Origin of the sequence: Paracoccus sp. pheM1 (genome assembly GCF_018499825.1) — a bacterium.
GTDB classification, from domain to species: domain Bacteria; phylum Pseudomonadota; class Alphaproteobacteria; order Rhodobacterales; family Rhodobacteraceae; genus Paracoccus; species Paracoccus versutus.
The window spans coordinates 396,101-418,305 of the sequence record NZ_JAGXCX010000002.1; the positions used below are offsets into that span (position 1 = coordinate 396,101).

At 67.9% G+C, this 22,205-nt stretch carries 19 protein-coding genes; 10 read left to right on the forward strand and 9 right to left on the reverse strand.

From position 1 onward, the window contains the following. Positions 1–134: 134 nt before the first annotated feature. Positions 135–887 carry a DsbA family protein gene (locus tag KF941_RS15995; protein WP_072460739.1) on the forward strand — a complete coding sequence of 251 codons (753 nt, stop codon included), beginning with the start codon at positions 135–137 and terminating at the stop codon, positions 885–887. An 87-nt stretch (positions 888–974) separates the two neighbouring features. Here KF941_RS15995 and ispG read toward each other — a convergent pair whose 3' ends face one another. The 3 genes from ispG to hemA all read right to left on the reverse strand — a co-directional run bounded on the left by ispG (position 975) and on the right by hemA (position 4,782). Next, positions 975–2,099 carry a flavodoxin-dependent (E)-4-hydroxy-3-methylbut-2-enyl-diphosphate synthase gene (gene ispG, locus KF941_RS16000; RefSeq protein ID WP_036749646.1) on the reverse strand — a complete coding sequence of 375 codons (1,125 nt, stop codon included), beginning with the start codon at positions 2,097–2,099 and terminating at the stop codon, positions 975–977. 124 nt (positions 2,100–2,223) lie between these two features. Then, positions 2,224–3,444 (reverse strand): helix-turn-helix domain-containing protein, encoded by a 1,221-nt coding sequence (locus KF941_RS16005; protein WP_036749643.1) that lies wholly within the window; start codon positions 3,442–3,444, stop codon positions 2,224–2,226. Positions 3,445–3,552: 108 nt separating this feature from the next. Then, positions 3,553–4,782 (reverse strand): 5-aminolevulinate synthase, encoded by a 1,230-nt coding sequence (hemA, locus tag KF941_RS16010; RefSeq protein WP_214273923.1) that lies wholly within the window; start codon positions 4,780–4,782, stop codon positions 3,553–3,555. Positions 4,783–4,951: 169 nt separating this feature from the next. Between hemA and KF941_RS16015 the strand changes: the two genes are divergently transcribed. Further along, positions 4,952–6,337, forward strand: a complete 1,386-nt coding sequence (locus KF941_RS16015; RefSeq protein WP_214273924.1) for a dipeptidase — start codon at positions 4,952–4,954, stop codon at positions 6,335–6,337. Positions 6,338–6,500: 163 nt separating this feature from the next. Continuing rightward, a complete protein-coding gene (locus KF941_RS16020; protein WP_072460741.1) occupies positions 6,501–7,076 on the forward strand; it encodes a hypothetical protein in 576 nt (191 codons plus the stop codon). Positions 7,077–7,226: 150 nt separating this feature from the next. Here KF941_RS16020 and KF941_RS16025 read toward each other — a convergent pair whose 3' ends face one another. The 5 genes from KF941_RS16025 to KF941_RS16045 all read right to left on the reverse strand — a co-directional run bounded on the left by KF941_RS16025 (position 7,227) and on the right by KF941_RS16045 (position 12,647). Next, the gene (locus tag KF941_RS16025; RefSeq protein WP_036749634.1) at positions 7,227–7,736 is read right to left on the reverse strand and encodes a CarD family transcriptional regulator; all 510 of its coding nucleotides are present in this window, start codon (positions 7,734–7,736) and stop codon (positions 7,227–7,229) included. Between the two features lie 452 nt (positions 7,737–8,188). Further along, on the reverse strand, positions 8,189–8,527 hold the full coding sequence (fdxA, locus tag KF941_RS16030) for a ferredoxin FdxA (protein WP_024845187.1): 339 nt from the start codon (positions 8,525–8,527) through the stop codon (positions 8,189–8,191). 180 nt (positions 8,528–8,707) lie between these two features. Next, positions 8,708–8,977 carry an RNA-binding S4 domain-containing protein gene (locus KF941_RS16035; RefSeq protein WP_036749632.1) on the reverse strand — a complete coding sequence of 90 codons (270 nt, stop codon included), beginning with the start codon at positions 8,975–8,977 and terminating at the stop codon, positions 8,708–8,710. After that, entirely contained in the window at positions 8,974–11,901 is a 2,928-nt protein-coding gene (locus tag KF941_RS16040; protein ID WP_214273925.1) for a helicase-related protein, read from the reverse strand. Before KF941_RS16040 ends, KF941_RS16035 begins: the two co-directional genes overlap by 4 nt. Then, positions 11,901–12,647, reverse strand: a complete 747-nt coding sequence (locus KF941_RS16045) for a tetratricopeptide repeat protein (RefSeq protein ID WP_214273926.1) — start codon at positions 12,645–12,647, stop codon at positions 11,901–11,903. The genes KF941_RS16040 and KF941_RS16045 overlap by 1 nt, the downstream gene beginning before the upstream one ends. Before the next feature lie 50 nt (positions 12,648–12,697). Between KF941_RS16045 and KF941_RS16050 the strand changes: the two genes are divergently transcribed. From KF941_RS16050 to KF941_RS16070, 5 genes are all read left to right on the forward strand, one after another. Beyond that, positions 12,698–12,982: an SCP2 sterol-binding domain-containing protein gene (locus KF941_RS16050; RefSeq protein WP_036749621.1), complete on the forward strand. Its 285-nt coding sequence runs from the start codon at positions 12,698–12,700 to the stop codon at positions 12,980–12,982. Positions 12,983–12,986: 4 nt separating this feature from the next. Next, on the forward strand, positions 12,987–13,931 hold the full coding sequence (locus KF941_RS16055; RefSeq protein WP_072460744.1) for an alpha/beta hydrolase: 945 nt from the start codon (positions 12,987–12,989) through the stop codon (positions 13,929–13,931). An 89-nt stretch (positions 13,932–14,020) separates the two neighbouring features. Beyond that, positions 14,021–15,877, forward strand: a complete 1,857-nt coding sequence (locus KF941_RS16060; protein ID WP_240540452.1) for a M3 family oligoendopeptidase — start codon at positions 14,021–14,023, stop codon at positions 15,875–15,877. A 227-nt stretch (positions 15,878–16,104) separates the two neighbouring features. Beyond that, positions 16,105–17,286 carry a membrane dipeptidase gene (locus KF941_RS16065; protein ID WP_214273927.1) on the forward strand — a complete coding sequence of 394 codons (1,182 nt, stop codon included), beginning with the start codon at positions 16,105–16,107 and terminating at the stop codon, positions 17,284–17,286. A 36-nt stretch (positions 17,287–17,322) separates the two neighbouring features. After that, positions 17,323–17,982, forward strand: coding sequence for a glutathione S-transferase family protein (locus KF941_RS16070; protein ID WP_036749614.1), 660 nt, complete (start codon positions 17,323–17,325; stop codon positions 17,980–17,982). A 650-nt stretch (positions 17,983–18,632) separates the two neighbouring features. Here the strand turns inward: KF941_RS16070 and ppk2 are convergent. After that, positions 18,633–19,628, reverse strand: coding sequence for a polyphosphate kinase 2 (gene ppk2 / locus KF941_RS16075; protein ID WP_116171009.1), 996 nt, complete (start codon positions 19,626–19,628; stop codon positions 18,633–18,635). A 265-nt stretch (positions 19,629–19,893) separates the two neighbouring features. On the opposite strand from ppk2, the gene parE reads away from it, so the two are divergent. Next, a complete protein-coding gene (gene parE / locus KF941_RS16080) occupies positions 19,894–21,864 on the forward strand; it encodes a DNA topoisomerase IV subunit B (RefSeq protein ID WP_214273929.1) in 1,971 nt (656 codons plus the stop codon). Next, positions 21,861–22,196 carry a YnfA family protein gene (locus KF941_RS16085; RefSeq protein ID WP_114534968.1) on the forward strand — a complete coding sequence of 112 codons (336 nt, stop codon included), beginning with the start codon at positions 21,861–21,863 and terminating at the stop codon, positions 22,194–22,196. Before parE ends, KF941_RS16085 begins: the two co-directional genes overlap by 4 nt. The last annotated feature ends 9 nt before the right edge of the window (positions 22,197–22,205 follow it).

The following is a 22,205-nucleotide window of genomic DNA, read 5'->3' on the forward strand; positions in this document are numbered from 1 at the left end:
TCAGCCTGCCTCATGGTTTTGGCCGGGTATCCGCCCTGCGGCCGGCCCGGTCAAGCCCGCGTGATGCCCCGGCCGGGCGCTTGCAACGCCCCGCGCAAGCGGTCAAGTTGCCGGGAACTGGAGAGGATTGCCCGATGAAAGCCCTTGTGACCGCAGCGCTGCTGGCTGCCACCGCCCTGCCCGCCGCGGCCTTCGACCCCGCGAACATGACCGAGGCCGAGAAGGCCGCCTTCGGCGAGGCGGTGCGCGACTACCTGATGGCCAATCCCGACGTGCTGATCGAATCGATCAACGTGCTGGAGGAACGCCGGCTTGCCGACGAGGCCCGCAACGACGAGCTGCTGGTCGAGAACAACCGCGAGGCGATCTTCCAGGACGGCCACAGCTGGGTCGGCGGCAATCCCGAGGGCGACGTGACCCTGGTCGAGTTCGTCGACTACCGCTGCGGCGTCTGCAAGCGGGTCAGCCCGGACGTGGAGAAGCTGATCTCGGCCGATGGCAATATCCGCTGGATCGTCAAGGAATTCCCGATCCTGACCCAGGAAAGCGACATGGCCGCGCGCTTTGCCGTCGCGGTGCAGCAGGAAGCCGGGCCCGACGCCTACAAGAAGGCGCATGACGCGCTGATGGAATCGCGCGGGCCGGTGAACCTGGAAAGCCTGGCCAAGCTGGCCGGAGACCTGGAGCTGGACAGCCAGGCGGTGCTGAACCGGATGAACACCGAAGAGGTCTCGGCCGTGCTGCGCAAGAACCACCAGCTGGCCGAGCAGATGCGGATCATGGGCACCCCCACCTTCATCATCGGCGGCGAGATGCTGCGCGGCATGCCCACCGAAGGGCTGGAGGGCGCGATTGCCCGTGCGCGCGAGGCCAAGGCCGAGGGCTGAGGCTGCGCCGCCTGGGCGGGTTGCGCGGGCGGCATGGGTATTTCTGGAACGAAGAAGCATGGGGCGGCGCATGGGGCCGCCCTTTGGCTATTCGGCGGCGGCGGATTGCGCGGCCTCGATCTCGGCGGCGCGTTTCTCGACCAGCTCGACGATATGGTCGACCATCTGGGCGTTGGTCATCTTGTGGTTCTGCTTGCCGGCCAGATAGACCATGCCCGAGCCGGCGCCGCCGCCGGTGAAGCCGATGTCGGTCATCAGCGCCTCGCCCGGCCCGTTCACTACGCAGCCGATGATCGACAGGCTCATCGGGGTCTTGATGTGTTCGAGGCGCTTTTCCAGGGTCTCGACCGTCTTGATGACGTCGAAGCCCTGGCGCGCGCAGCTGGGGCAGGAGATGATCTGCACGCCGCGGGTGCGCAGGCCCAGCGATTTCAGGACCTCGAAGCCGACCTTGACCTCCTCGACCGGATCGGCGGACAGGCTGACCCGGATCGTGTCGCCGATGCCCATCCACAACAGGTTGCCCAGGCCGATGGCGGATTTCACCGTGCCGGAGACCAGCCCGCCGGCCTCGGTGATGCCCAGGTGGATCGGCGCATCCGTCGCCTCGGCCAGCTGCTGATAGGCGGCGGCGGCAAGGAAGACGTCCGATGCCTTCACGCTGATCTTGAATTCGTGGAAATCATTGTCCTGCAGGATGCGGATATGGTCGAGGCCGGATTCCACCATCGCATCCGGGCATGGCTCGCCGTATTTCTCCAGCAGGTGCTTTTCCAGGCTGCCGGCATTCACGCCGATGCGGATCGAGCAGCCGTGGTCGCGGGCGGCCTTGATCACCTCGCGCACGCGGGCGGCGTCGCCGATATTGCCGGGGTTGATGCGCAGGCAGGCGGCGCCGGCCTCGGCGGCCTCGATGGCGCGGCGGTAGTGGAAATGGATGTCGGCCACGATCGGCACCGGGCTTTCGCGACAGATCTCGCGCAGGGCGCGGGTCGAGGCCTCGTCGGGGGTCGAGACGCGGACGATGTCGGCGCCCACGTCGGCGGCGCGGATGATCTGGTCCAGCGTCGCGCGCACGTCCGAAGTGTCGGTATTGGTCATGGTCTGCACGCTGATCGGCGCATCGCCCCCGACCGGCACGTTGCCGACCATGATCCGGCGCGACTTGCGCCGGTCGATATTGCGCCAGGGGCGGATCGGATTATGCGACATGGCTGGGGCCTTTTCCTGCGCCAGAGGCGGATTCACCCGTCAGAAATAGGCCGATGCGGCCGGACGGGCAAGCCATCCGACCCCGGTCGGGCGCGCGATGCCGCATCCGTGACCCCGCGGCCGGTCAATCCTGCGCGGGGGCCTGGTCCGGCTGCTCGGCCGATGCCAGCGCGACCATCTCGGCCAGCTGCGGATCCTTGCTGAGATCGGCAAAGGCATATTGCGCCGTCAGCGCCGTGGGCGACAGCTCGACATTCTTGACCACCCTGGCGCCGGGCGCCGCCGGGCCATAGGTGCGGCCGTTGACCGCGAAATAGACCGCGCCGGAATTGCCTGCGCGCAGCACCGGCGGCGCTTCCAGCTTGGGCAGGGCGAAACGCTCGCCCGCGTCCATGGTCTTTTCCAGCAACACCGTGCCGTCGGCCGAAGTGACGCGCACCCAGGCGGGACGGGCGGTCAGGATCTCGATCTCGGGCGCATCGGGGGCGACGGTGCGCACCGCCGCCTGTTCGGGCGGCATCTGCGGGCCATAGACCCGGTCCTGGACCGCGGCGGTGCGGGTTGCGGGCGCGGCGCCTTCCGGCTTGGCCGCCGGCACGTCCAGCCGCGGGTCGATGGCGGCGATGGGCCCGTCGCGGGCGACCAGCACCGGCAGCTCCAGCGCCTGCGGGCGATAGGTGCGGTCCAGCCCCTCGGGGCGCGGCAAATTGACCTGGGCCGATTCCACGGTCTCGGGCTCGGCCGCCTCCTGCACCGGGTCCAGCGCGGCGATGACGCCGGGGGCCTGCTCGCCGGGGGTCAGGTTGACCTTCTGCACCTCTTGCAGCACGGCCCAGCCGCCATAGCCCAGCCCGCAGGCCAGCACGACCATGACCAGCAGCGAGCCGATGGCCCGCGGCTCGATCGAGCTCCAGATGCTTTCCTGCCGAGGCAGGAAGATCGGATGCGGATTGGCCAGCGCCTCGGCCGGGTCCGAGGGCCGGCGCTGCGGCTTTGGCCCGGCGGCGGCGGGGGCCATGCCATGCGTCGGCTGGAAGCCCGATTCCTGGCAGAAGCGGCGGAAGGTCCAGTCGGCATCCATGCCGAGATAGCGGGCATAGGAGCGGACATAGCCCGCGATGAAGCTGGGCGTGTCGAAGGCGGAAATGTCGCAATTCTCGATGGCGGCGACATAGGAGGCGCGAATGCGCAATTCGCGCTGGACATCCAGCAGCGACTTGCCCAGCGTGGCCCGTTCGCCCCGCATCAGATCACCGAGACGAATGTCAGGATCGTCGAAACCGGGCGGCAAGGCCGCCGGCTCCTCATGGCCATTGGACGGGGGATTACCCCTTAGCCCGATCATTGCGCCTGCCCCATTCTTTGCTGCTCGTCCCCGCGAATCGGAAGACTCTCACAACTTGATTAAAGCAAGGTTATCACGGGCGCGAGAGGTCTTCACCCCGAAACCGTCTCAGGCAGCTGAAGTTGAACGGTTCAGTTTGCACTGCGACCAGAGGTTGTCCATGGCCTTCACCAGCTGGTCGATCTGCTTGGGATCATGCACCGGCGAGGGCGTGAAGCGCAGCCGTTCGGTGCCGCGCGGCACGGTCGGGAAGTTGATCGGCTGCACATAGATGCCGAAATCGGCCAGCAGCATGTCCGACAGCGCCTTGCAATGCACCGGGTTGCCGACATGCACCGGCACGATATGGCTGCCATGGTCCATGATCGGCATGCCGAGCCCGCGCAGCCGCATCTTCAGGATGCGGGCGTTCAGTTGTTGCTGGTCGCGCAGCAACTGCCCTTCCGCCGTCTTGAGGAAGGCGATGGAGGCCGCGGCCCCGGCCGCCACCGCCGGCGGCAGCGAGGTGGTGAAGATGAAGCCCGGCGCATAGGAGCGGATCGCGTCCACCATCTTGGCCGAGGCGGCAATATAGCCGCCGAAGACGCCGAACGCCTTGCCCAGCGTGCCGTTGAAGATGTCGATGCGGTGGCTCAGCCCGTCGCGCTCGGCCACGCCGCCGCCGCGGGGGCCATACATGCCGACGGCATGGACCTCGTCCAGATAGGTCAGGGCGTTGAATTCCTCGGCCAGGTCGCAGAGCCCCGCGAGGGGGCCGAAATCGCCATCCATGGAATAGATCGATTCGAAGGCGATCAGCTTGGGCGCCTCGGGATCGTCGGCCTCCAGCAGCTCGCGCAGATGCGCGACGTCGTTGTGGCGGAAGATGCGCTTGGCGCCGTCGAACCGCTTGATCCCCTCGATCATCGAGGCATGGTTCAGCTCGTCGGAATAGATGATGAGGCCGGGAAACAGCTTGCGCAGGGTCGAGAGCGTGGCGTCATTGGCGGTGTAGGCGCTGGAAAAGACCAGCGCAGCCTCTTTCCCGTGCAGGTCGGCCAGCTCCGCCTCCAGCCGCTTGTGATAGACCGTGGTGCCCGAGATGTTGCGCGTGCCGCCGGAACCCGCCCCGGTGGCATCCAGCGCCTCGTGCATCGCCGCCAGCACCACCGGGTGCTGGCCCATGCCCAGGTAGTCGTTGCCGCACCATACGGTGATCTCGGTCTCGGTCCCGTCGGGACGGGTCCAGACCGCCTGCGGATAGGCCCCCTTGCGACGCTCGATGTCGATGAAGGTGCGGTAACGACCCTCTTCGTGCAGCTTGCCGATGGCCTGATCGAGGGCGGCTGAATAGTCCATCACGGATCCCTTGCCTTGCTTGAACTTGCTTGCTTGGGGGATCATGCTGCGATCCCGCGGGTCATACCTTGATACGCATCAAGCCAGAGGAAATACAGCGTTAAAATGTCGCACCCATGCCAAGGGGACAGGCATTTTCTCTGATAAAATCAATCAGGAAAGGCGAAGGATGACGGACAATTCCAGAATCGGCGAAGTACTTTCAACGCTGGACGCGGGGCTGCCCCAGGCGCTCGACCGGCTGATGGAATTTCTTCGCATTCCCTCGGTCTCGACCGACCCGGCCTATGCGGCCGAGGTGCGGCGTGCCGCGGAATGGCTTTGCGCCGAGCTGGTCTCGCTGGGCTTCCGGGCCGAGCTGCGCGACACGCCCGGCCATCCGATGGTGGTCGCGCATTCGCCGAAGGGGACGCGGCGGCCGCTGCTGTTCTATGGCCATTACGACGTGCAGCCCGTCGATCCGCTGGAGCTGTGGGAACGCCCGCCCTTCGAGCCGCATATCGAGGACACGCCGCAGGGCAAGGTGATCCGCGGCCGCGGCGCCTCGGACGACAAGGGCCAGTTGATGACCTTCGTCGAGGCGTTCCGCGCCTGGAAGGCGGTGCATGGCAGCCTGCCCTCGGACCTGATGCTGCTGTTCGAGGGCGAGGAGGAATCCGGCTCGCCCAGCCTGCGGCCCTTCCTGCGCGAGAATGCCGAGGAACTGCGCGCCGGCATCGCCATGATCTGCGACACCGGGCTTTATGCCGACGGCCGCCCGGCCATCACCACCCAGCTGCGCGGGCTTTGCGGCGAGGAGATCGTGATCCGCGCCGCCGACCGCGACCTGCATTCGGGCAGCTTCGGCGGGCTGGCGGCGAACCCGGTCCAGATCCTCGTCAACGCGCTGGCGACGGTCAAGGACGCCGGCGGCCGCGTCGCCCTGCCCGGCTTTTACGACGGCGTCGAGGAGCTGTCCCCGGAACTGCGCGCCGACTGGGCCGCGCTCGGCTTCGACCCGGCCGAGTTCCTGGGGCGCGTCGGGCTGAAGCATCCGGTGGGCGAGACGGGCCGCACCGGGCTGGAGATGGTCTGGAACCGCCCCACCTTCGAGATCAACGGCATCACCGGCGGCTATACCGGCGAGGGCTTCAAGACCGTCCTGCCGGCCGAGGCCCGCGCCAAGGTCAGCTTCCGCCTGACCGGCACCCAGGATCCCGACCGCATCCGCGAGACCTTCCGCGCCCATGTCCGCGCCCATGTCCCCGAGGATTGCACGGTCGAGTTCCACGGCCATGGCGCCAGCCCGGCCAGCCGCATGGACATCTCGGACCCGGCCTTCGCCGCGGCCAAGGCGGCGCTGACGCAGGAATGGGGGCGCGAGGCGGCCTATATCGGCGCCGGCGGCTCGATCCCCATCGCCGGGGATTTCAAGGAGATCCTGGGCATGGATTCCATGCTGATCGGCTTTGCCCGCGACGACGACCGCATCCATTCCCCGAACGAGAAATACGATCTCGACAGCTTTGCCAGGGGCGCGCGCAGCTGGGCGCGCATCCTGGCCGCCCTGGGCTGAAAGCCGCGGGGGGCGGCCCGGCCGGGTCGCCCCCTTTCGCACGTAGCGGCAGCGGCGAAAAGCGGCCGTGACCGGGCCCTTGCCTTGCGCCCCTGATCCAGATCAATTCATCCAGGCGAAGCCCATGATAGCGCGCAGGCAGGATTGAGAAGGGACGCGACCGATGACCATGACGGCATTCGTTTCGGCGGTTCTGGCGCTGCTGCTGGCGCCGGGGCCGACGAATACGCTGATGGGGATCGCCGGGGCGCGGCGCGGGCTGGCCAGCGTCGCGCGCCTGCTGCCCGCGGAACTGGCGGGCTATCTGACGACCGTCCTGCCGCTGGCCTTCCTGGGCGCGGGGCTGCTGGAACAGGTGCCGGCCCTGGCCGTCGGGCTGAAACTGGCGGCGGCCGCCTGGATCATGGTCCTGGCGACGGCGCTGTGGCGCGCGCCCGGCGATGAAGGCGAAAGCCGCGGGGTCGGCGCGCGGCGGATCTACGTGACCACCGTCCTGAACCCCAAGGCGCTGATCTTCGGCCTGGTCCTGCTTCCCGCGCCGCAGGATCCGGCCTTCGCGACACGGCTGGGGATGTTCTGCCTGATGGTGATGGGCGCGGCCCTGGCCTGGGGCTGCGCCGGGGCCTTGACGCAGGCGGGAAACGGCGGCGGAAAGCGGCTGCAAGGCGTCCAGCGGCTCGCCTCGGTCTGGCTGGCACTGGTTTCGATCTCGCTGGTCTTCGGCCTGATGCGCGCCTGACGCCGGCAACTTTACCCGACCGGCCTGATGCGCGCCCGACGCGGGCAACTTTTCCGACGGGGGTTTTGCCCCCTCGAGCGCGGCTTTCCCGCCTCTCGCCATGAAAAAGGGCGCCCCTGCGGGCGCCCCGATCATCCCGACGGCCTGCCTTCAGGCGGCGCGGGCGGTCAGCACGGTTTCGACCTTCTTCTGCGCGCCGGCCTCGTCCATGCCGGACACGGCGGCGACCTCGCGGGTCAGGCGGTCCAGCGCGGCCTCGTAGAGCTGGCGCTCGGAATAGGATTGCTCGCGCTGGTCGTCGTTGCGATGCAGGTCGCGCACCACCTCGGCGATCGACATCAGGTCGCCCGAGTTGATCTTTTGCTCATATTCCTGGGCGCGGCGCGACCACATCGCGCGCTTGACGCGGGCCTTGCCCTTCAGCGTGTCCAGCGCCCGCTCGACCAGGTCCGGGGTCGAGAGGCCGCGCATGCCGATCTCGGTCGCGCGGGCGGTGGGCACGCGCAGGGTCATCTTGTCCTTTTCGAACGAGATCACGAACATTTCGAGGCGCAGTCCCGCCACCTCCTGCTCTTCGATCGAAACGATGCGGCCCACGCCATGGGTGGGATAGACGACAAAGTCATCGGGGCGGAATTCGGTCTTCTTGGCTTTCGACATTGGGCATCCTTCGCAGTTGCACCGCCACGCGGCACAAAAACCCCCAAGGCGGGACAATCCCCCCTTACGGGCCAACATTGTTGTTCTTGCACTTCTGACCGGGCAGTCGATCAGGACAGGCAGCAGCGCCGGCCAGGCCACAAAAGCAGCCCGACCGGCGCGAGATGGCTGCACCATAGCACAAAAATCGCGCCGGTTCAAAGGTTCCCTGAAAAGCGGCACCGGCCCCGTTTGACGAGAGAAAATCGTTCAGACTCAACACCAGAAAACGCTTCACCGAACAGAGCCGATGCATGGCCAGGGCGAATCGACGCCCTCGCCACGGATGCGATCTAGCGGTTGCGGCCCCGTCCCGCCAAGCGATACGACAGTCAAATCCGACATATGATGCAGGATCGGCACAGTCGTTAGCATTTCAAACGAAATCGACCCCGCGAACGGGACCGGAGGTCTCAATCTCCCTCGCCGGGCGCTTCCGAGAAATATTTCTCCAGCTTGCCGGGCATGCCGTCCATCTCCTGATAGCCGGGCATCGGATCCTTCTTGCGGGTGATCACCGGCCAGGATTCGGCATATTTGCGATTGAACTCGACCCATGTCTCCATGTCGGGCTCGGTATCGGGGCGAATCGCGTCGGCCGGGCATTCCGGTTCGCAGACGCCGCAGTCGATGCATTCGTCGGGATGGATGACCAGCGTGTTCTCGCCTTCATAAAAACAGTCCACGGGGCACACCTCGACGCAGTCGGTGTATTTGCACATGATGCAGTTTTCGGTGACGACATAGGTCATGGCGAGATATTCCTGTTTCCTGATCGGCTAGTTACGCCCGCCGCAGCCATCAATCAAGGCCACCGCCGGCGAAAAGACGAGGATAGGGCCGAGCCCCGGCCGGGATGGGATGGCGTTCTGTCGCAGGGGCGCGGGCAGGAACCCGGTTCCTTGTCCGGCTGACCGGAGTCCTTCGCCAGCCTAGAGTTCCTCGTAAAGCGTGGCCGCCTCGGTGGCCGGGCCGCGGCGTTCGCCCAGAAGCACGATCCGCAGCACCCTGACCCGGCCATGGGCCGAAACGGTGACGGTATCGCCGCCCCGCACCGCCTGCGCCGGCTTGCTGCAGGGCTGGCCGTTCAGCCGGATGCCCCCGGCGCCGATCGCATCGGCGGCCAGGGTGCGGGTCTTGAACAGCCGCGCGTGGTGCAGCCAGCGGTCGAGCCTGATGCTTTCGCCGCCTTCCCCTCTCACGTCTTGTTCTTGAGCGCGGCGAGAACGGCGAAGGGGCTGTCCGGGTCGGCCTGTTTCTCGGCGCGCGGCGGGCGGGCCTCGAAGCTCTTGGGACCGTCATGGCGCGGCTTGCCCTTGGGCTTGCCCTTCGGGCCGCGGTCGGGCCTGTCGCCGCGTTCGCCGCGCGGCTTGCCTTCGAAGGGCTTGCCGTCGCGCCGATTCTCCTGCCCCGCCTCGCGTTCGCGGCGCGGGCCGCGCTCGCCCTGCGGGCGGCCCTGACCCTGCCCTTGGCCTTGGCCCTGACCCTGGCGCTCGGGCCGGCGATGGCCGCCGCGGGGACGCGGAGCCCAGGTAAAGCTGTAGAACACCTCGGTCTCGGGCGCGGCTTCGCCAGGTTCGGCGCCGGCTTCGGCCGCAACGACCTCGGCCTCCGCCTCGGCGGCCTTGCGGGCGGCCTGCTCGGCCTCCCATTTGGCGCGGGTCTCGGCGGCAAGCACGCTTTCCTCCTCGGTCAGCGGATGCTCGTGGTCGGCCTCTTGCGGCGCGGGCTCGGCGGCGGGCGCCGCCTCGGCGCGGGCCTTGGGGCGCTCGCCCCGCTCGGCGCGATAGCCCAGGCCCTGCATCAGCCCGGCGAACTGCTCCAGCGTCATGCCGGTGATCGACAGCATGTCGGGCGTCGCCTCGAAGCCGCCACGGCTGTCCTGGCCGCGCAGCATGTCGGCCAGCCGCTCGAGCATGTCGATGCGAATCGCCCGCTCGCCCGCCGGGTGATAGCCCGACAGCGTGTAATAGCCCTTGGGCACGTCGGGCAGGTTGGGGATCGTCACCAGGCCGGGCGGCGGGCTTTCGGGAAACTCCGACAGGCCCTGGTCCAGCCCCCAAAGCACCAGCCGCAACCGGGTCGGCGCCGGCTTCAGCAGCGCCGGCTGGAAGATGGTGAACTGGCCGAAGCGCACGCCATGCTTGCGCAGAAGGCCGCGCGCGTCCTGGTCAAGTTCCTTGACCTCGGTCGCCACGCCGTCACGCGGCAGCACACCCAGCGCCTCGACCAGGCGGAACGCGAAGCCGCGGGCCAGCCCGGCCAGCGTCTCGTCGTTCTTCAGCGCCAGCAGCGGCTCGAACAGGGTGGCGATCTTGCGGTCGATGAAATGCTGCAGGCGACGGCGCACCTTCTCGGCGATCTCGGGGCCGGCCTCCTCGTCGACGAAGGCCTCGACGCCGGGTTTCAGCGCCTCGGCGCCCTTGACCAGCTTGCCCACCGCCGAGCTGCCCCACATCAGGCCGCCCTGCTCGGTGAAGTCCAGCTCGGTATCCGGCGCGTTGTAGAAGCGGTCGGCGCGCAGATGGAACTCGGGGCGCAGCGCCTCATAGGCGGCGCGTTGCAGCATCCGCGCCTCGTCCCCGGTTGCGCTCGGATCGGCGTGGAAGCGGAAGCCTTCCAGACGGCCGGCGAATTCGCCCTCGACCGTCACTTCGCCCTTGTCATTCACCTCGGCCAAAAGGCTCTCCTTCTGTTTGAGCCGGCGCAGCAGCACGGAAGTGCGCCGGTCCACGAATCTTTGCGTCAGAGCCGCGTGCAACGCGTCCGACAACCGATCTTCTACCGCGCGCGTCTCGGCACGCCAATGACTTTCGTCCGACACCCAGCCGGATCGTTGGGCAACATAGGTCCAGGTGCGTATATATGCCAATCGTTTCGACAATGTGTCGATGTCGCCCTGAATCCGGTCAATGCGGCGGATCTGCCCCTCCAGCCAGTCGCCGGGCACCTTGCCGTCGCGCAGAAAGCCGAAGATCCGCGCCAGCAGCGTCGAATGCTCGGCCGCCGAGATCGAGCGGAAATCCGGGATCCGGCAGACGTCCCAGAGCAGCCGCACCTCGCGCGGATGCGTCACCTGGTCGCGGATCTCGGGCATCGCCGACAGCGCCTTGAGCGCGCGGATGTCGTCCGCCTCGCGCCCGCGCACCAGCCATTCCGATTGCGGCTGCGTCTCGAGGCTTTGCAAGAGCCGCTCGACCGTGCCGAATTCCAGCGCGGCATTGCGCCACATCAGCCGGCCGATCGGCTGGAAGCGGTGGTTCTCGATCGCCTCGATCAGCCCCTCGTCCAGCGGCGCGGCATCGCCGGTGACGCCGAAGCTGCCTGGCTCGGTATGCCGCCCCGCCCGGCCGGCGATCTGGCCCAGCTCATGCGGGAACAGCGGGCGATAGCGGCGGCCGTCGAATTTCTCGGTGGCGGAAAAGGCGATGTGGCGGATGTCGAGGTTCAGCCCCATGCCGATGGCATCGGTGGCGACCAGGTAATCGACCTCGCCCGCCTGATACATGGCGACCTGCGCGTTGCGGGTGCGCGGGCTGAGCGCCCCCATGACCACGGCGCAGCCGCCCTTCTGGCGGCGGATCAACTCGGCCGTGGCATAGACCTCCTCGACCGAGAAGCAGACGATGGCCGAGCGCGCCGGCATCCGGCTGATCTTTTTCGAGCCCGCCCAGCTGAGCGTCGAGAACCGCTCGCGCCGCATGAACTGCGCCTGCGGCACCAGCGCGGCGATGGCCGGGCGCATGGTGTCGCTGCCCAGCAGCAGGGTTTCATGCAGCCCGCGCATGTTGAGCAGCCGGTCGGTGAAGACATGGCCACGCTCGGGGTCGGCGCAAAGCTGGATCTCGTCGATGGCGACGAAATCGGCGCCGACCTCGGGCATGGCCTCGGTGGTGGCGACCCAGTATTGCACGCGCTCGGGCACGATCCGCTCCTCGCCCGTGACCAGCGCCACGACCGAGGGGCCGCGCGCCTTGACGATGCGGTCATAGACCTCGCGCGCCAGCAGGCGCAGCGGCAGGCCGATGACCCCGGTGCGATGCGCCAGCATCCGGTCGATGGCATAATGCGTCTTGCCGGTATTGGTCGGGCCAAGGACGGCCGTGACCCGCGATCTGTCACTCATCAGGCGTCGGTGCCCTGCAATTTGCGTTCGAGGCGCTGGACGGCATCCTGCGCCTCCTGTTGATGGGGGTGGATCTTCAGGCTCTGGCGAAAGGCCTCCAGCGCGTCCCGGTCGTCGCCCAGTTCCTCGAGGATGGTGCCCAGCTGGGTCAGGGCGCCGAAATGGCGCGGCTCGAGCCGCAGCACCTGCCCCAGATCGGCGATGGCCGGGCCGAAATCCCCGTCCAGATAGAAGGCGACCGAGCGCAGGTACCAGCCCGCCGCGAAATCCGGCGCATGGTCGGTCAGCGCGGTCAGGTGGCCGATGGCGGTGACGGTGTCGCCCGTGTCCAGCGCCGCCTCGCCCCGCTTGTAGAGCAGGTCCATCGCCGCCGAGCCGGAGCGCGACCAGATGCGCAGGATGTCGGTCTCGGCCCGCGCCCAGGTCTCGCCGCCCGGCTGGGCCAGTTCGGCAAACAGCAGGTCCAGGTCCTCGCGCTCGCGCAGCCGCGCCTCGGCGGTCGGCTCGGAGGGGGCCGCGGGTTCGGAAAGCGGGCTTTCGGGCAGCGCCTCGCCTTCGTCTTCGGGCGGAACCCCCTCCTCCTCGGGAATATCGTCCTGCGGCGGTGCGTCCTGCACCGGCATCGCATGGGGCAAGGGGCCCCCGTCCTGCCGCGCATGGCCGGGGCCGGCCGCCGCCAGCCCCAGGAAAAGCGCTGCCGCAACGGCAAGATGGAAATGGGGGACTGGCAAAAGCATATTCCCCATGTAACTTTCCCCATCGTCTAATTCCAGACACGAGAACAGGAGATCCCAGAATGAGCAAAGTCATCGAGGCAGCCGTGGCCGCGCTGGACGAAAAGGCCAAGGGCTTCGACGGCACCGCCAAATTCGTCATCGAGGGCGAGGGGGCGGTCTATATCGACGCCGACGGCGCCCGTGCCGCCGACGACGAGGCCGAGGTGACGCTGACCGCCAGCCGCGAGACCTTCGAGGGCCTGCTGTCGGGCGACGTGAACCCGACCACCGCCTTCATGACCGGCAAGCTGCGGGTCGACGGCTCGATGGGCACGGCGATGAAGCTGGGCGCGCTGCTGTCCTGAAGCGATGAAGCCCGCGCCCTTCAACACGCTGCCCGGCGACCCCCTGCCCCTGGCCCGCGCCTTCTGGCTGCGGGCCGAGGACGGGGTGCGCCTGCGGGCGGCGCATTGGGCCGCGGGCGGCGCCTCGGGAACGGTGCTGCTGTTTCCGGGCCGCACCGAATACCTGGAGAAATACGCCGAGGTCGCGGCCGACCTGAACGCCGCCGGGCTGGACGTGCTGGCGCTGGACTGGCGCGGACAGGGCATGTCCGACCGCCTGCAGGACAATGTCCGGCCCGGCCATATCGGCGATTTCGCCGATTACCAGCGCGACGTGGTCGAACTGGTGGTCGCGGCGCAGGAACTGGACCTGCCGCGGCCCTGGCACCTGCTGGCGCATTCCATGGGCGGCACCATCGGCCTTGCCGCGCTCGACTCGGGCCTGCCGGTGCAAAGCGCGGCGTTCTCGGCGCCGATGTGGGGCATCAACCTGCGCGGCGTGCCCGAGGCGCTGGCGCTGGCGTTTGCCACCACGCTGGGCCGGCTGGGCCGCGGCGGCCACCCCGCGCCGCGCACGGGGGGCGAGAACAGCTTCGTGCTGATGGACCCGTTCCACGACAACCTGCTGACCCATGACGGCCGGCGCTGGGGCCGGCTGGTGGCCGAGGCCGCGGCCTGGCCCGACATCTCGGTCGGCGGCGCCAGCAACGACTGGCTGCGCGCGGCGCTTCTGGAATGCCGGCGCCTGGCCGCCCTGCCCCCGCCCGCGCTGCCGGCGCTGATCGCGCTGGGGGATCGCGAGCGGGTCGTCTCGCCCCAGGCCATCCGCAGCCGCGCCGCCGCCTGGCCCGGCGCCCGGCTGCTGGACCTGGCCGATTGCCGGCACGAGCCGATGATGGAACGCGACCCCGTCCGCAGCCGCTTCCTGGACGCCGCCATCGCCCATTTCGGCGCCGCCGCCGCATCCTGAACCGCATCCTGCGCCCCCGCCCTGCACATCGCATGGCTTGCAGCCCGGCGGTTCAGAGGTCACATGTTGACCATACGAAAGGAGCGATCATGACGATTTCTGCCCGCAGCCCCCTGGACCGCGTCCTGCCGCGAGACGAGAATGCCTTGCCTGTCCCGGCCAAAACCCCCGATCTGGGCGCGCTGCCGGAATGGGACCTGGGCGATCTCTATCCCGCGCCCGATTCGCCGGAACTGGCTCGCGACGTCGAGGCGGTCGAGCGGGCCTGCTGCATCTTCGCCCGCGACTACGACGGCAAGCTGGTCTCGCTCGACGCCGGCAAGATGCTGGAATGCATCGAGCGCTACCAGGAGATCGACATCCTGGCCGGGCGGGTCATGTCCTATGCCGGGCTGCGCTATTACCAGAACACCACCGATTCGGCCCGCGCCAAGCAGATGGGCGACCTTCAGGACCGCATCACCGCGGCGACGACCAAGCTCGTGTTCTTCAGCCTGGAGTTCAACCGCATCCCCGATGCGCGCTACGAGGAAATCTTCGCCGCGCCGAACGGTCCCGCCCGCTACAAGCCGGTCTTCGACCGCATGCGCGCGATGCGCCCCTATCAGCTCTCGAACGAGCTGGAACGCTTCCTGCACGACAATTCGGTGGTCGGCGCCGCCGCCTGGAACCGGCTCTTCGACGAGACCACGGCCGGCCTGACCTTCGCCGTCGAGGGCGAGGACGAGGAACTGGGGCTGGAGGCGACGCTGAACCTGCTGACCGACCACGACCGCGCCCGGCGCGAGGCCGGCGCCCGCGCCCTGGCCGAGGTCTTCGGCAGGAACGTCAAGCTCTTCGCCCGCATCCACAACACGCTCGCCAAGGAAAAGGCCATCGAGGACAAGTGGCGCAAGATGCCGACGCCGCAGACGGCGCGGCACCTGTCGAACCATGTCGAGCCCGAGGTGGTCGAGGCGCTGAAGAACGCCGTCACCGCCGCCTATCCGCGCCTGTCGCATCGCTACTACCGGCTCAAGGCGCGCTGGCTGGGGCTCGGCAAGCTCCAGGTCTGGGACCGCAACGCGCCGCTGCCCAGCGAAAGCCCGCGCCTGATCCCCTGGGCCGAGGCGCAGGCGACGGTGCTGGACGCCTATGCCGGCTTCTCGCCGAGGCTGGCGGAACTGGCGCAGCCCTTCTTCGAGCAGGGCTGGATCGACGCGGCGGTGAAGCCCGGCAAGGCGCCGGGCGCCTTCGCCCATCCGACCGTGACCACCGTCCATCCCTATGTGCTGCTGAACTATCTGGGCAAGCCGCGCGACGTGATGACCCTGGCGCATGAGCTGGGCCACGGCGTCCACCAGCGGCTGGCGGCGGCGCAGGGGGAACTGCTGGCCGCGACCCCGCTGACCCTGGCCGAAACGGCCAGCGTCTTCGGCGAAATGCTGACCTTCCGCGCGCTCCTGGCCCGGACCGGGGACAAGGCGCAGCGCAAGGCGCTGCTGGCCGGCAAGGTCGAGGACATGATCAACACGGTGGTGCGCCAGATCGCCTTCTACGACTTCGAATGCAAGCTGCACGCCGCACGCGCGCGGGGCGAGCTGACGCCGGACGACATCAACGCGCTGTGGATGTCGGTGCAGGCGGAAAGCCTGGGCGATGCCTTCGAATTCATGCCGGGCTACGAGACCTTCTGGACCTATGTGCCGCATTTCGTGCATTCGCCCTTCTACGTCTATGCCTATGCCTTCGGCGACGGGCTGGTGAACGCGCTTTACGCCGCCTACGAGGACGGGCTGCCCGAGTTCCAGGCGAAATATTTCGACATGCTGGCGGCGGGCGGCTCGCGCCATCACAAGGAATTGCTGGCGCCTTTCGGCCTCGACGCCTCAGACCCGGCCTTCTGGGACAAGGGCCTGTCGATGATCGAGGGCTTCATCGAGGAACTCGAGGCCATGGAGGACTGAACCCACGCCGCCGGGGGCGCTTCGCCCCCCGGACCCCCAGAGGATATTTGGACACGAAAGAACGGCAGGGCCTCTTCCGCCGTTCTTCCGTGTCGAAATATCCCGGGGGAATCCCGAAGGGATGGGGGCAGAGCCCCCTCTTCCCTCCAGCCGTTGCCGGGGCAGTTTTTCGTCGCCTGCGGCATGGGCCCGTCCTATGCTGCCGGGAAACCGAAAAAGGGGACGGCATGATCCGCATGATCCGACGCACCATCCTTTGGCTTCTGGGCCTGGCGGCCCTGGCCGCCGTCGTGGTGGCGATCTGGGGGCCGGGATTCGTCGAGCGCCGCCTGAACCCGGTTTCCGGGCCCGCCGAGGGCTGGCCGGTCTCGCCCCAGGCCGAGGCGCTGCACCAACGGCTGGTGATCGGCGACTGGCATTCGGATGCGCTGCTCTGGGACCGCGACCTGCTGGGGCGTGCCGAGCGCGGCCATACCGACATCCCCCGGCTGGCCGAGGGCAATGTCGCGGTGCAGGTCTTCACCACCGTCACCAAGAGCCCGCGCGGCCAGAACTATGGTCGCAACTCGGCCGAGGCGCCGGACAACATCACCCCGCTCTTCATCGGCCAGCTGCGCCCGCTGCCGAGCTGGTTCAGCCTCAAGGAGCGCGCGCTGGTCCAGGCCGCCGCCCTGCGCCGCGCCGCCGAGCGCGCGCCCGACCAGCTCATGCTGATCCGCTCGGCCGAGGATCTGCAGACCCTGCTGGAGGCGCGGCAGAACGGCGCGAAGACGGTCGGCGCCATCCTGGGCTCGGAAGGGGCGCATCCGCTGGAGGGGCAGATCGGCAACCTCCAGGTGCTTTACGGCGCCGGTTTCCGCCTGCTGGGCCTGACGCATTTCTTCGACAACGAGCTTGGCGGCAGCCTGCATGGCGAAGGCGGCAGCGGCGCCGGGCTCAGCCCCTTCGGCCGGCAGGTGGTCGAGGAGATGATGGCCAAGCGCATGATCATCGACCTGGCCCATGCCAGCCCGCAGATGGTGCGCGACGTTCTGGCCATTCCCGGCACCCGGCCGATCCTGTCCCATACCGGCATCCACGGCCATTGCCCCAGTCCGCGCAACCTCGACGACGCGCTGCTGCAGGCCATCGCCGGCAAGGGCGGGCTGATCGGCATCGGCTATTGGGCCGATGTCGTCTGCGGCAAGACCCCGGCCGACATCGCCGCCAGCATCCAGGCCGCCATCGCGCTGGTGGGCGAGGATCACGTCTCGCTCGGCTCGGATTACGACGGTTCGGTCGATGCATCCTTCGATGCCTCGCATCTGGCCGCGCTGACCCAGGCGCTGCTGGATGCCGGGCTGAGCGACCAGCAGATCGCCAAGGTCATGGGCGGCAACATGATGCGCTATCTTGCCCAGATGCTCTGAACCCGCCTAAGCTGCCACCGCATCAAGGAGAGGCCCATGCTGACCGTCTATGGCGTCACCCGCTCGCGCGCATCGCGCATCATCTGGCTGTGTCATGAACTGGGCCTGCCCTTCAAGCAGGTGCCGGTGATCCAGGCCTATCGCCTGCCCGATCCCGATGCATCCGACGCGCCGCTGAACACGCATTCGCCGGATTTCCTGAAGCTCTCGCCCGCAGGCGCCATCCCGGTGATCCAGGACGGCGACCTGGTGCTGTCGGAATCGCTGGCCTGCACGCTGCACCTGGCGCGCAAATACGGCCAGCCCTTCGGCCCCGCCGATGCGATCGAGGATGCGCTGATGCTGCAATGGAGCTTCTACGCCGCCACCGCCATCGAACAGGACGCGCTGGTCATCCTGTTCAACCACGGCAAGGGCCAGGCCCAGCCCGGCGCGGCCCAGGCCACCGTGGCCCATGCCGCCGAGCGGCTGGTCCGCCCCCTGCGCGTGCTGGAGGATCACCTTGCCCGGCATGGCCACCTGGTCGGCGGCCGCTTCACCGTGGCCGACCTGAACCTGGCCGAGATCCTGCGCTATGCCCAGGGCTATGGCGAGCTGATGGAGCAATTCCCGGCCGTCACCGCCTGGCTTGACGATTGCCAGGCCCGTCCTGCCTTTCGCAAGATGTGGCAGGAACGGCTGGCGGAACCAGAGTAGGCGGGGCGCGATCCGGCAGGCGCGGGCTTTCGGCGACTACCTTGGGACAGGGCCGGCGGGCCAGTTCTGACCTCGGCCCCGCGCCTGTCCCGTCTGGCAAAGAACGGCCCCCTTGGGCATCGCAAGCCCCTGCGCTCCTTGGCCTTTAGCAGGCTGCTGAAAAAGTCCTTGCGACAGGACAGCGCGGGCAGGGCACCGGAAAATCCGCTTCAAATTTGCCGAAAACACCCCGTTTTCGGGCCGATATTAGCTGGATCCAGAACGATTTCCGCTGCGTCGCCCTCTCAAAATCCTTTTTCAGCGGCCTGTTAGGCGGAACGGCCGTCTCGTCCACCCCAGCTTGCGACTGGCGTGCTGCGGAGGATTGGCGCGAAACCCTCTGGGCCGCCGTCTCGTCCACCCCAGCTTGCGACTGGCGTGCTGCGACACCGCACCAGCCGCCGGGGTTTTCCCGGCCTGCGGCCTGGGTCCATGACAGCCAGAAGGCCGGAACCGGTCGGGTTCCGGCGCTTGATTCTCGCAAGAGAACCGCCCGCCGGGTTCCCTCGCCTGCCTGTTCAACACGAGGGCCGGCGAAGCGGAGGATCTCGCCCGCTCGCAGCCATGCCGGTTTCAGGAAATGCCCGCGGCCGGCACGGCCGCGCGGGCGATCATCCCAGGGGCGGACCCGCCACCGGCGCCGTCCGCCGTTGGTCGGGGTGCAGCGATGCGCCCAGGATATGCTCGGCCGAATGGATCACATGGCTGGCATGGCCGACGATCAGCGGATCGGGCGGCGCCGCGATGGCCGCATCCTTGTCGGGATAGTCCAGCGTCGACAGGAAATGCCGCATGCAGTTCAGCCGCGCCCGCTTCTTGTCGTTCGACTTGACGATGGTCCAGGGCGCATCGGCGGTGTCGGTATAGAAGAACATCGCCTCCTTCGCCTCGGTGTAATCCTCCCATTTGTCGAGGCTGGCGAGGTCGATGGGCGAGAGCTTCCAGCGCTTCAGCGGATCGGTCTCGCGCGCCTCGAAACGCGCCCGCTGCTCGTCGCGGGTGACCGAGAACCAGTATTTGTAAAGCCGGATGCCCGAGCGGACCAGCATGCGCTCGAACTCCGGGGCCTGGCGCATGAATTCCAGGTATTCCACCGGCGAGCAGAAACCCATGACCCGCTCGACCCCGGCGCGGTTGTACCAGCTGCGGTCGTAGAACACCATCTCGCCCGCGGTCGGCAGGTGGCGGATGTAGCGTTGGAAGAACCATTGCCCGCGCTCGATCTCGGAGGGCTTGTTCAGCGCCACCACCCGCGCAAAACGCGGGTTCAGGTGTTCCATGAAGCGCTTGATCGTGCCGCCCTTGCCGGCGGCGTCGCGGCCCTCGAACAGGATGACGAATTTCTGCCCCGTCTCCTGCGCCCAGATCTGCGCCTTCAGCAACTCTGCCTGCAGCCGGGCCTTTTCCCGCTCATAGGCGACGCGCCCCATGCGGCGCGGATAGGGATAGCGTCCGGTTTCGAAGGCCAGCCGGATCGCATCCGGGTCGAGGCTGGGAAAGCTTTTCGGCCCCCTGGGCTCCGCATCGGCCGAAGGCACGATGGCGGGGGTGGCCGATGGCTCTGCCGTCCCCGCCCCGGTCCCGGCGCACTCGCTAACCGGCGGCATGACCAGGGACTCACTCGAAACCGGATGACTTTCCATATGCCCTGACCATACTGCAACTCGATACTGCGCAGGATATGGCACGGCGCGCGGCGGCGCACTTTGATCCTGGTCAACAAAACCCGGTCCGGGTCATGAAAGCGACGCAAATCCGTCATGATCCCCCTCCCATCCCTTGCGGTCGGCGGCGGGCGATCCACTTTCCCTTGCCCCCGGCCCGCCGGGCATGAGATAACCCCGCCCCAGAAGAACAAGACGAGCAGGTGCCATGGCCGACGATCTCTTCCCCGCCGCGGATAAGGCTTCCGAAAGCTATTCGGCATCCTCGATCGAGGTGCTGGAGGGGCTGGAGCCGGTGCGCAAGCGACCCGGCATGTATATCGGCGGCACCGACGAGCGCGCGCTGCATCACCTGGTCGCCGAGATCCTCGACAACTCGATGGACGAGGCGGTGGCGGGCCATGCCAGCCGCATCGAGGTCGAGCTGCTGGCCGATTTCAGCGTGGTGATCCGCGACAACGGCCGCGGCATCCCCATCGACCCGCATCCGAAATTCCCCGGCAAGTCGGCGCTGGAGGTGATCCTCTGCACGCTGCACGCCGGCGGCAAGTTCTCGGGCGACGCCTACCAGACCTCGGGCGGGCTGCACGGCGTCGGCGCCTCGGTGGTCAATGCGCTTTCCGACAGCATGGTGGTGCAGGTCGCCCGCAACCGCGAGCTTTACGAGCAGCGCTTCTCGCGCGGCCTGCCGCTGGGCCCGGTCGAGAAGGTCGGCGCCGCCCCGAACCGGCGCGGCACCACCGTCACCTTCCACGCCGACGAGCAGATCTTCGGCCATCACCGCTTCAAGCCGGCGCGGCTGCTGCGCATGGTCAAGTCCAAGGCCTATCTGTTCTCGGGCGTCGAGATCCGCTGGAAGTCCGAAATCGACGACGGCGAAACGCCGCTGGAAGCCACGTTCCACTTTCCGGGCGGGCTTGCCGATTACCTGGGCGAGGTGCTGGGCAATGCCTCGACCTATGCCGACCGCCCCTTTGCCGGCAGCGTCGATTTCAAGGAAAAGTTCAACACGCCGGGCAAGGTGGACTGGGCGATCAACTGGACGCCGTCGCGCGACGGCTTCATCCAGTCCTATTGCAACACCGTGCCCACGCCCGAGGGCGGCACCCATGAGGCCGGCTTCTGGTCGGCGATCCTGCGCGGCATCCGCGCCTATGGCGAGCGGGTGAGCAACAAGAAGGCGGCGCAGATCACCCGCGACGACCTGCTGGCGGGCGGCTGCGCGCTGGTCTCCTGCTTCATCCGCGAGCCGGAATTCGTCGGCCAGACCAAGGACCGGCTGGCCACCACCGAGGCGCAGCGCCTGGTCGAGGGCGCGGTGCGCGACCATTTCGACAACTGGCTGGCGGCGGATACCAAATCGGCCGGCGCCATCCTGGACTTCCTGGTGCTGCGCGCCGAGGAGCGGCTGCGGCGCCGGCAGGAAAAGGAAACCGCCCGCAAGTCGGCCACGAAAAAGCTGCGCCTGCCCGGCAAGCTGGTCGATTGCTCGGCCACCAACCGCGAGGGCACCGAGCTTTTCATCGTCGAGGGCGATTCGGCGGGCGGCAGCGCCAAGATGGCGCGCGAACGCACCACCCAGGCGCTGCTGCCCTTGCGCGGCAAGATCCTGAACGTGCTGGGCGCGGCCTCGTCCAAGCTGGGCTCGAACCAGGAGATCGCCGATCTCTGCCAGGCGCTGGGGGTCGGCATGGGCTCGCGCTTCAACGTCGACGACCTGCGCTATGACAAGGTCATCATCATGACGGATGCCGATGTGGACGGCGCCCATATCGCCAGCCTGCTGATGACCTTCTTCTTCACCCAGATGCGGCCGCTGATCGACAAGGGGCATCTCTACCTGGCCTGCCCGCCGCTTTACCGGCTGACGCAAGGGCCGCATCGCATCTATGTCGCCGACGACGCCGAGAAAGAGGCGTGGCTGGGCAAGGGCCTGGGCGGCAAGGGCAAGATCGACGTGCAGCGCTTCAAGGGCCTGGGCGAGATGGACGCCAAGGACTTGAAGGACACCACGATGAACCCCCGGACGCGCAAGCTGATCCGCGTCTCGATCGACGAGGAAGAGGGCGGCGAGACCGGAGACCTGGTCGAGCGGCTGATGGGCAAGAAGCCCGAACTGCGCTTCCAGTTCATCCAGGAGAATGCCCAATTCGCCGATGCCGAGGAACTGGACGTGTGATCCTGGCCGCTCCGCTTGCGATCTATGTCCTGGCGGCGCTGGCCGAGATTGCCGGCTGCTTTGCCTTCTGGGCCTGGCTGCGGCTTGGCAAATCGCCGCTCTGGCTGGTTCCGGGGATGCTGTCCCTGGCGGTTTTCGCCTGGCTCCTGACGCGGGTGGATGCCGATTTCGCCGGCCGCGCCTATGCGGCCTATGGCGGGATCTATGTCACGGCCTCGCTGGGCTGGCTTTGGCTGACCGAAGGCCAGGTGCCGACGCGCTGGGATCTGCTCGGCGGCGGGCTTTGCGTGCTGGGGGCGATGGTGATCCTGGCCGGGTCGCGCACGGGATAGCCCCCGCCG

What these genes read in the sequence shown, in the direction of transcription:
- hemA (WP_214273923.1), bottom strand. Translation starts at nt 4,782, where the DNA reads ATGGACTATTCAGCCGCCCTCGATCAGGCCATCGGCAAGCTGCACGAA.
- KF941_RS16060 (WP_240540452.1), top strand. Translation starts at nt 14,021, where the DNA reads ATGACGATTTCTGCCCGCAGCCCCCTGGACCGCGTCCTGCCGCGAGAC.
- ispG (WP_036749646.1), bottom strand. Translation starts at nt 2,099, where the DNA reads ATGTCGCATAATCCGATCCGCCCCTGGCGCAATATCGACCGGCGCAAG.
- KF941_RS16005 (WP_036749643.1), bottom strand. Translation starts at nt 3,444, where the DNA reads ATGATCGGGCTAAGGGGTAATCCCCCGTCCAATGGCCATGAGGAGCCG.
- ppk2 (WP_116171009.1), bottom strand. Translation starts at nt 19,628, where the DNA reads ATGCCGCCGGTTAGCGAGTGCGCCGGGACCGGGGCGGGGACGGCAGAG.
- KF941_RS16040 (WP_214273925.1), bottom strand. Translation starts at nt 11,901, where the DNA reads ATGAGTGACAGATCGCGGGTCACGGCCGTCCTTGGCCCGACCAATACC.
- KF941_RS15995 (WP_072460739.1), top strand. Translation starts at nt 135, where the DNA reads ATGAAAGCCCTTGTGACCGCAGCGCTGCTGGCTGCCACCGCCCTGCCC.
- KF941_RS16050 (WP_036749621.1), top strand. Translation starts at nt 12,698, where the DNA reads ATGAGCAAAGTCATCGAGGCAGCCGTGGCCGCGCTGGACGAAAAGGCC.
- KF941_RS16065 (WP_214273927.1), top strand. Translation starts at nt 16,105, where the DNA reads ATGATCCGCATGATCCGACGCACCATCCTTTGGCTTCTGGGCCTGGCG.
- KF941_RS16055 (WP_072460744.1), top strand. Translation starts at nt 12,987, where the DNA reads ATGAAGCCCGCGCCCTTCAACACGCTGCCCGGCGACCCCCTGCCCCTG.
- KF941_RS16015 (WP_214273924.1), top strand. Translation starts at nt 4,952, where the DNA reads ATGACGGACAATTCCAGAATCGGCGAAGTACTTTCAACGCTGGACGCG.
- KF941_RS16045 (WP_214273926.1), bottom strand. Translation starts at nt 12,647, where the DNA reads ATGGGGAATATGCTTTTGCCAGTCCCCCATTTCCATCTTGCCGTTGCG.
- fdxA (WP_024845187.1), bottom strand. Translation starts at nt 8,527, where the DNA reads ATGACCTATGTCGTCACCGAAAACTGCATCATGTGCAAATACACCGAC.
- parE (WP_214273929.1), top strand. Translation starts at nt 19,894, where the DNA reads ATGGCCGACGATCTCTTCCCCGCCGCGGATAAGGCTTCCGAAAGCTAT.
- KF941_RS16025 (WP_036749634.1), bottom strand. Translation starts at nt 7,736, where the DNA reads ATGTCGAAAGCCAAGAAGACCGAATTCCGCCCCGATGACTTTGTCGTC.
- KF941_RS16020 (WP_072460741.1), top strand. Translation starts at nt 6,501, where the DNA reads ATGACCATGACGGCATTCGTTTCGGCGGTTCTGGCGCTGCTGCTGGCG.
- KF941_RS16070 (WP_036749614.1), top strand. Translation starts at nt 17,323, where the DNA reads ATGCTGACCGTCTATGGCGTCACCCGCTCGCGCGCATCGCGCATCATC.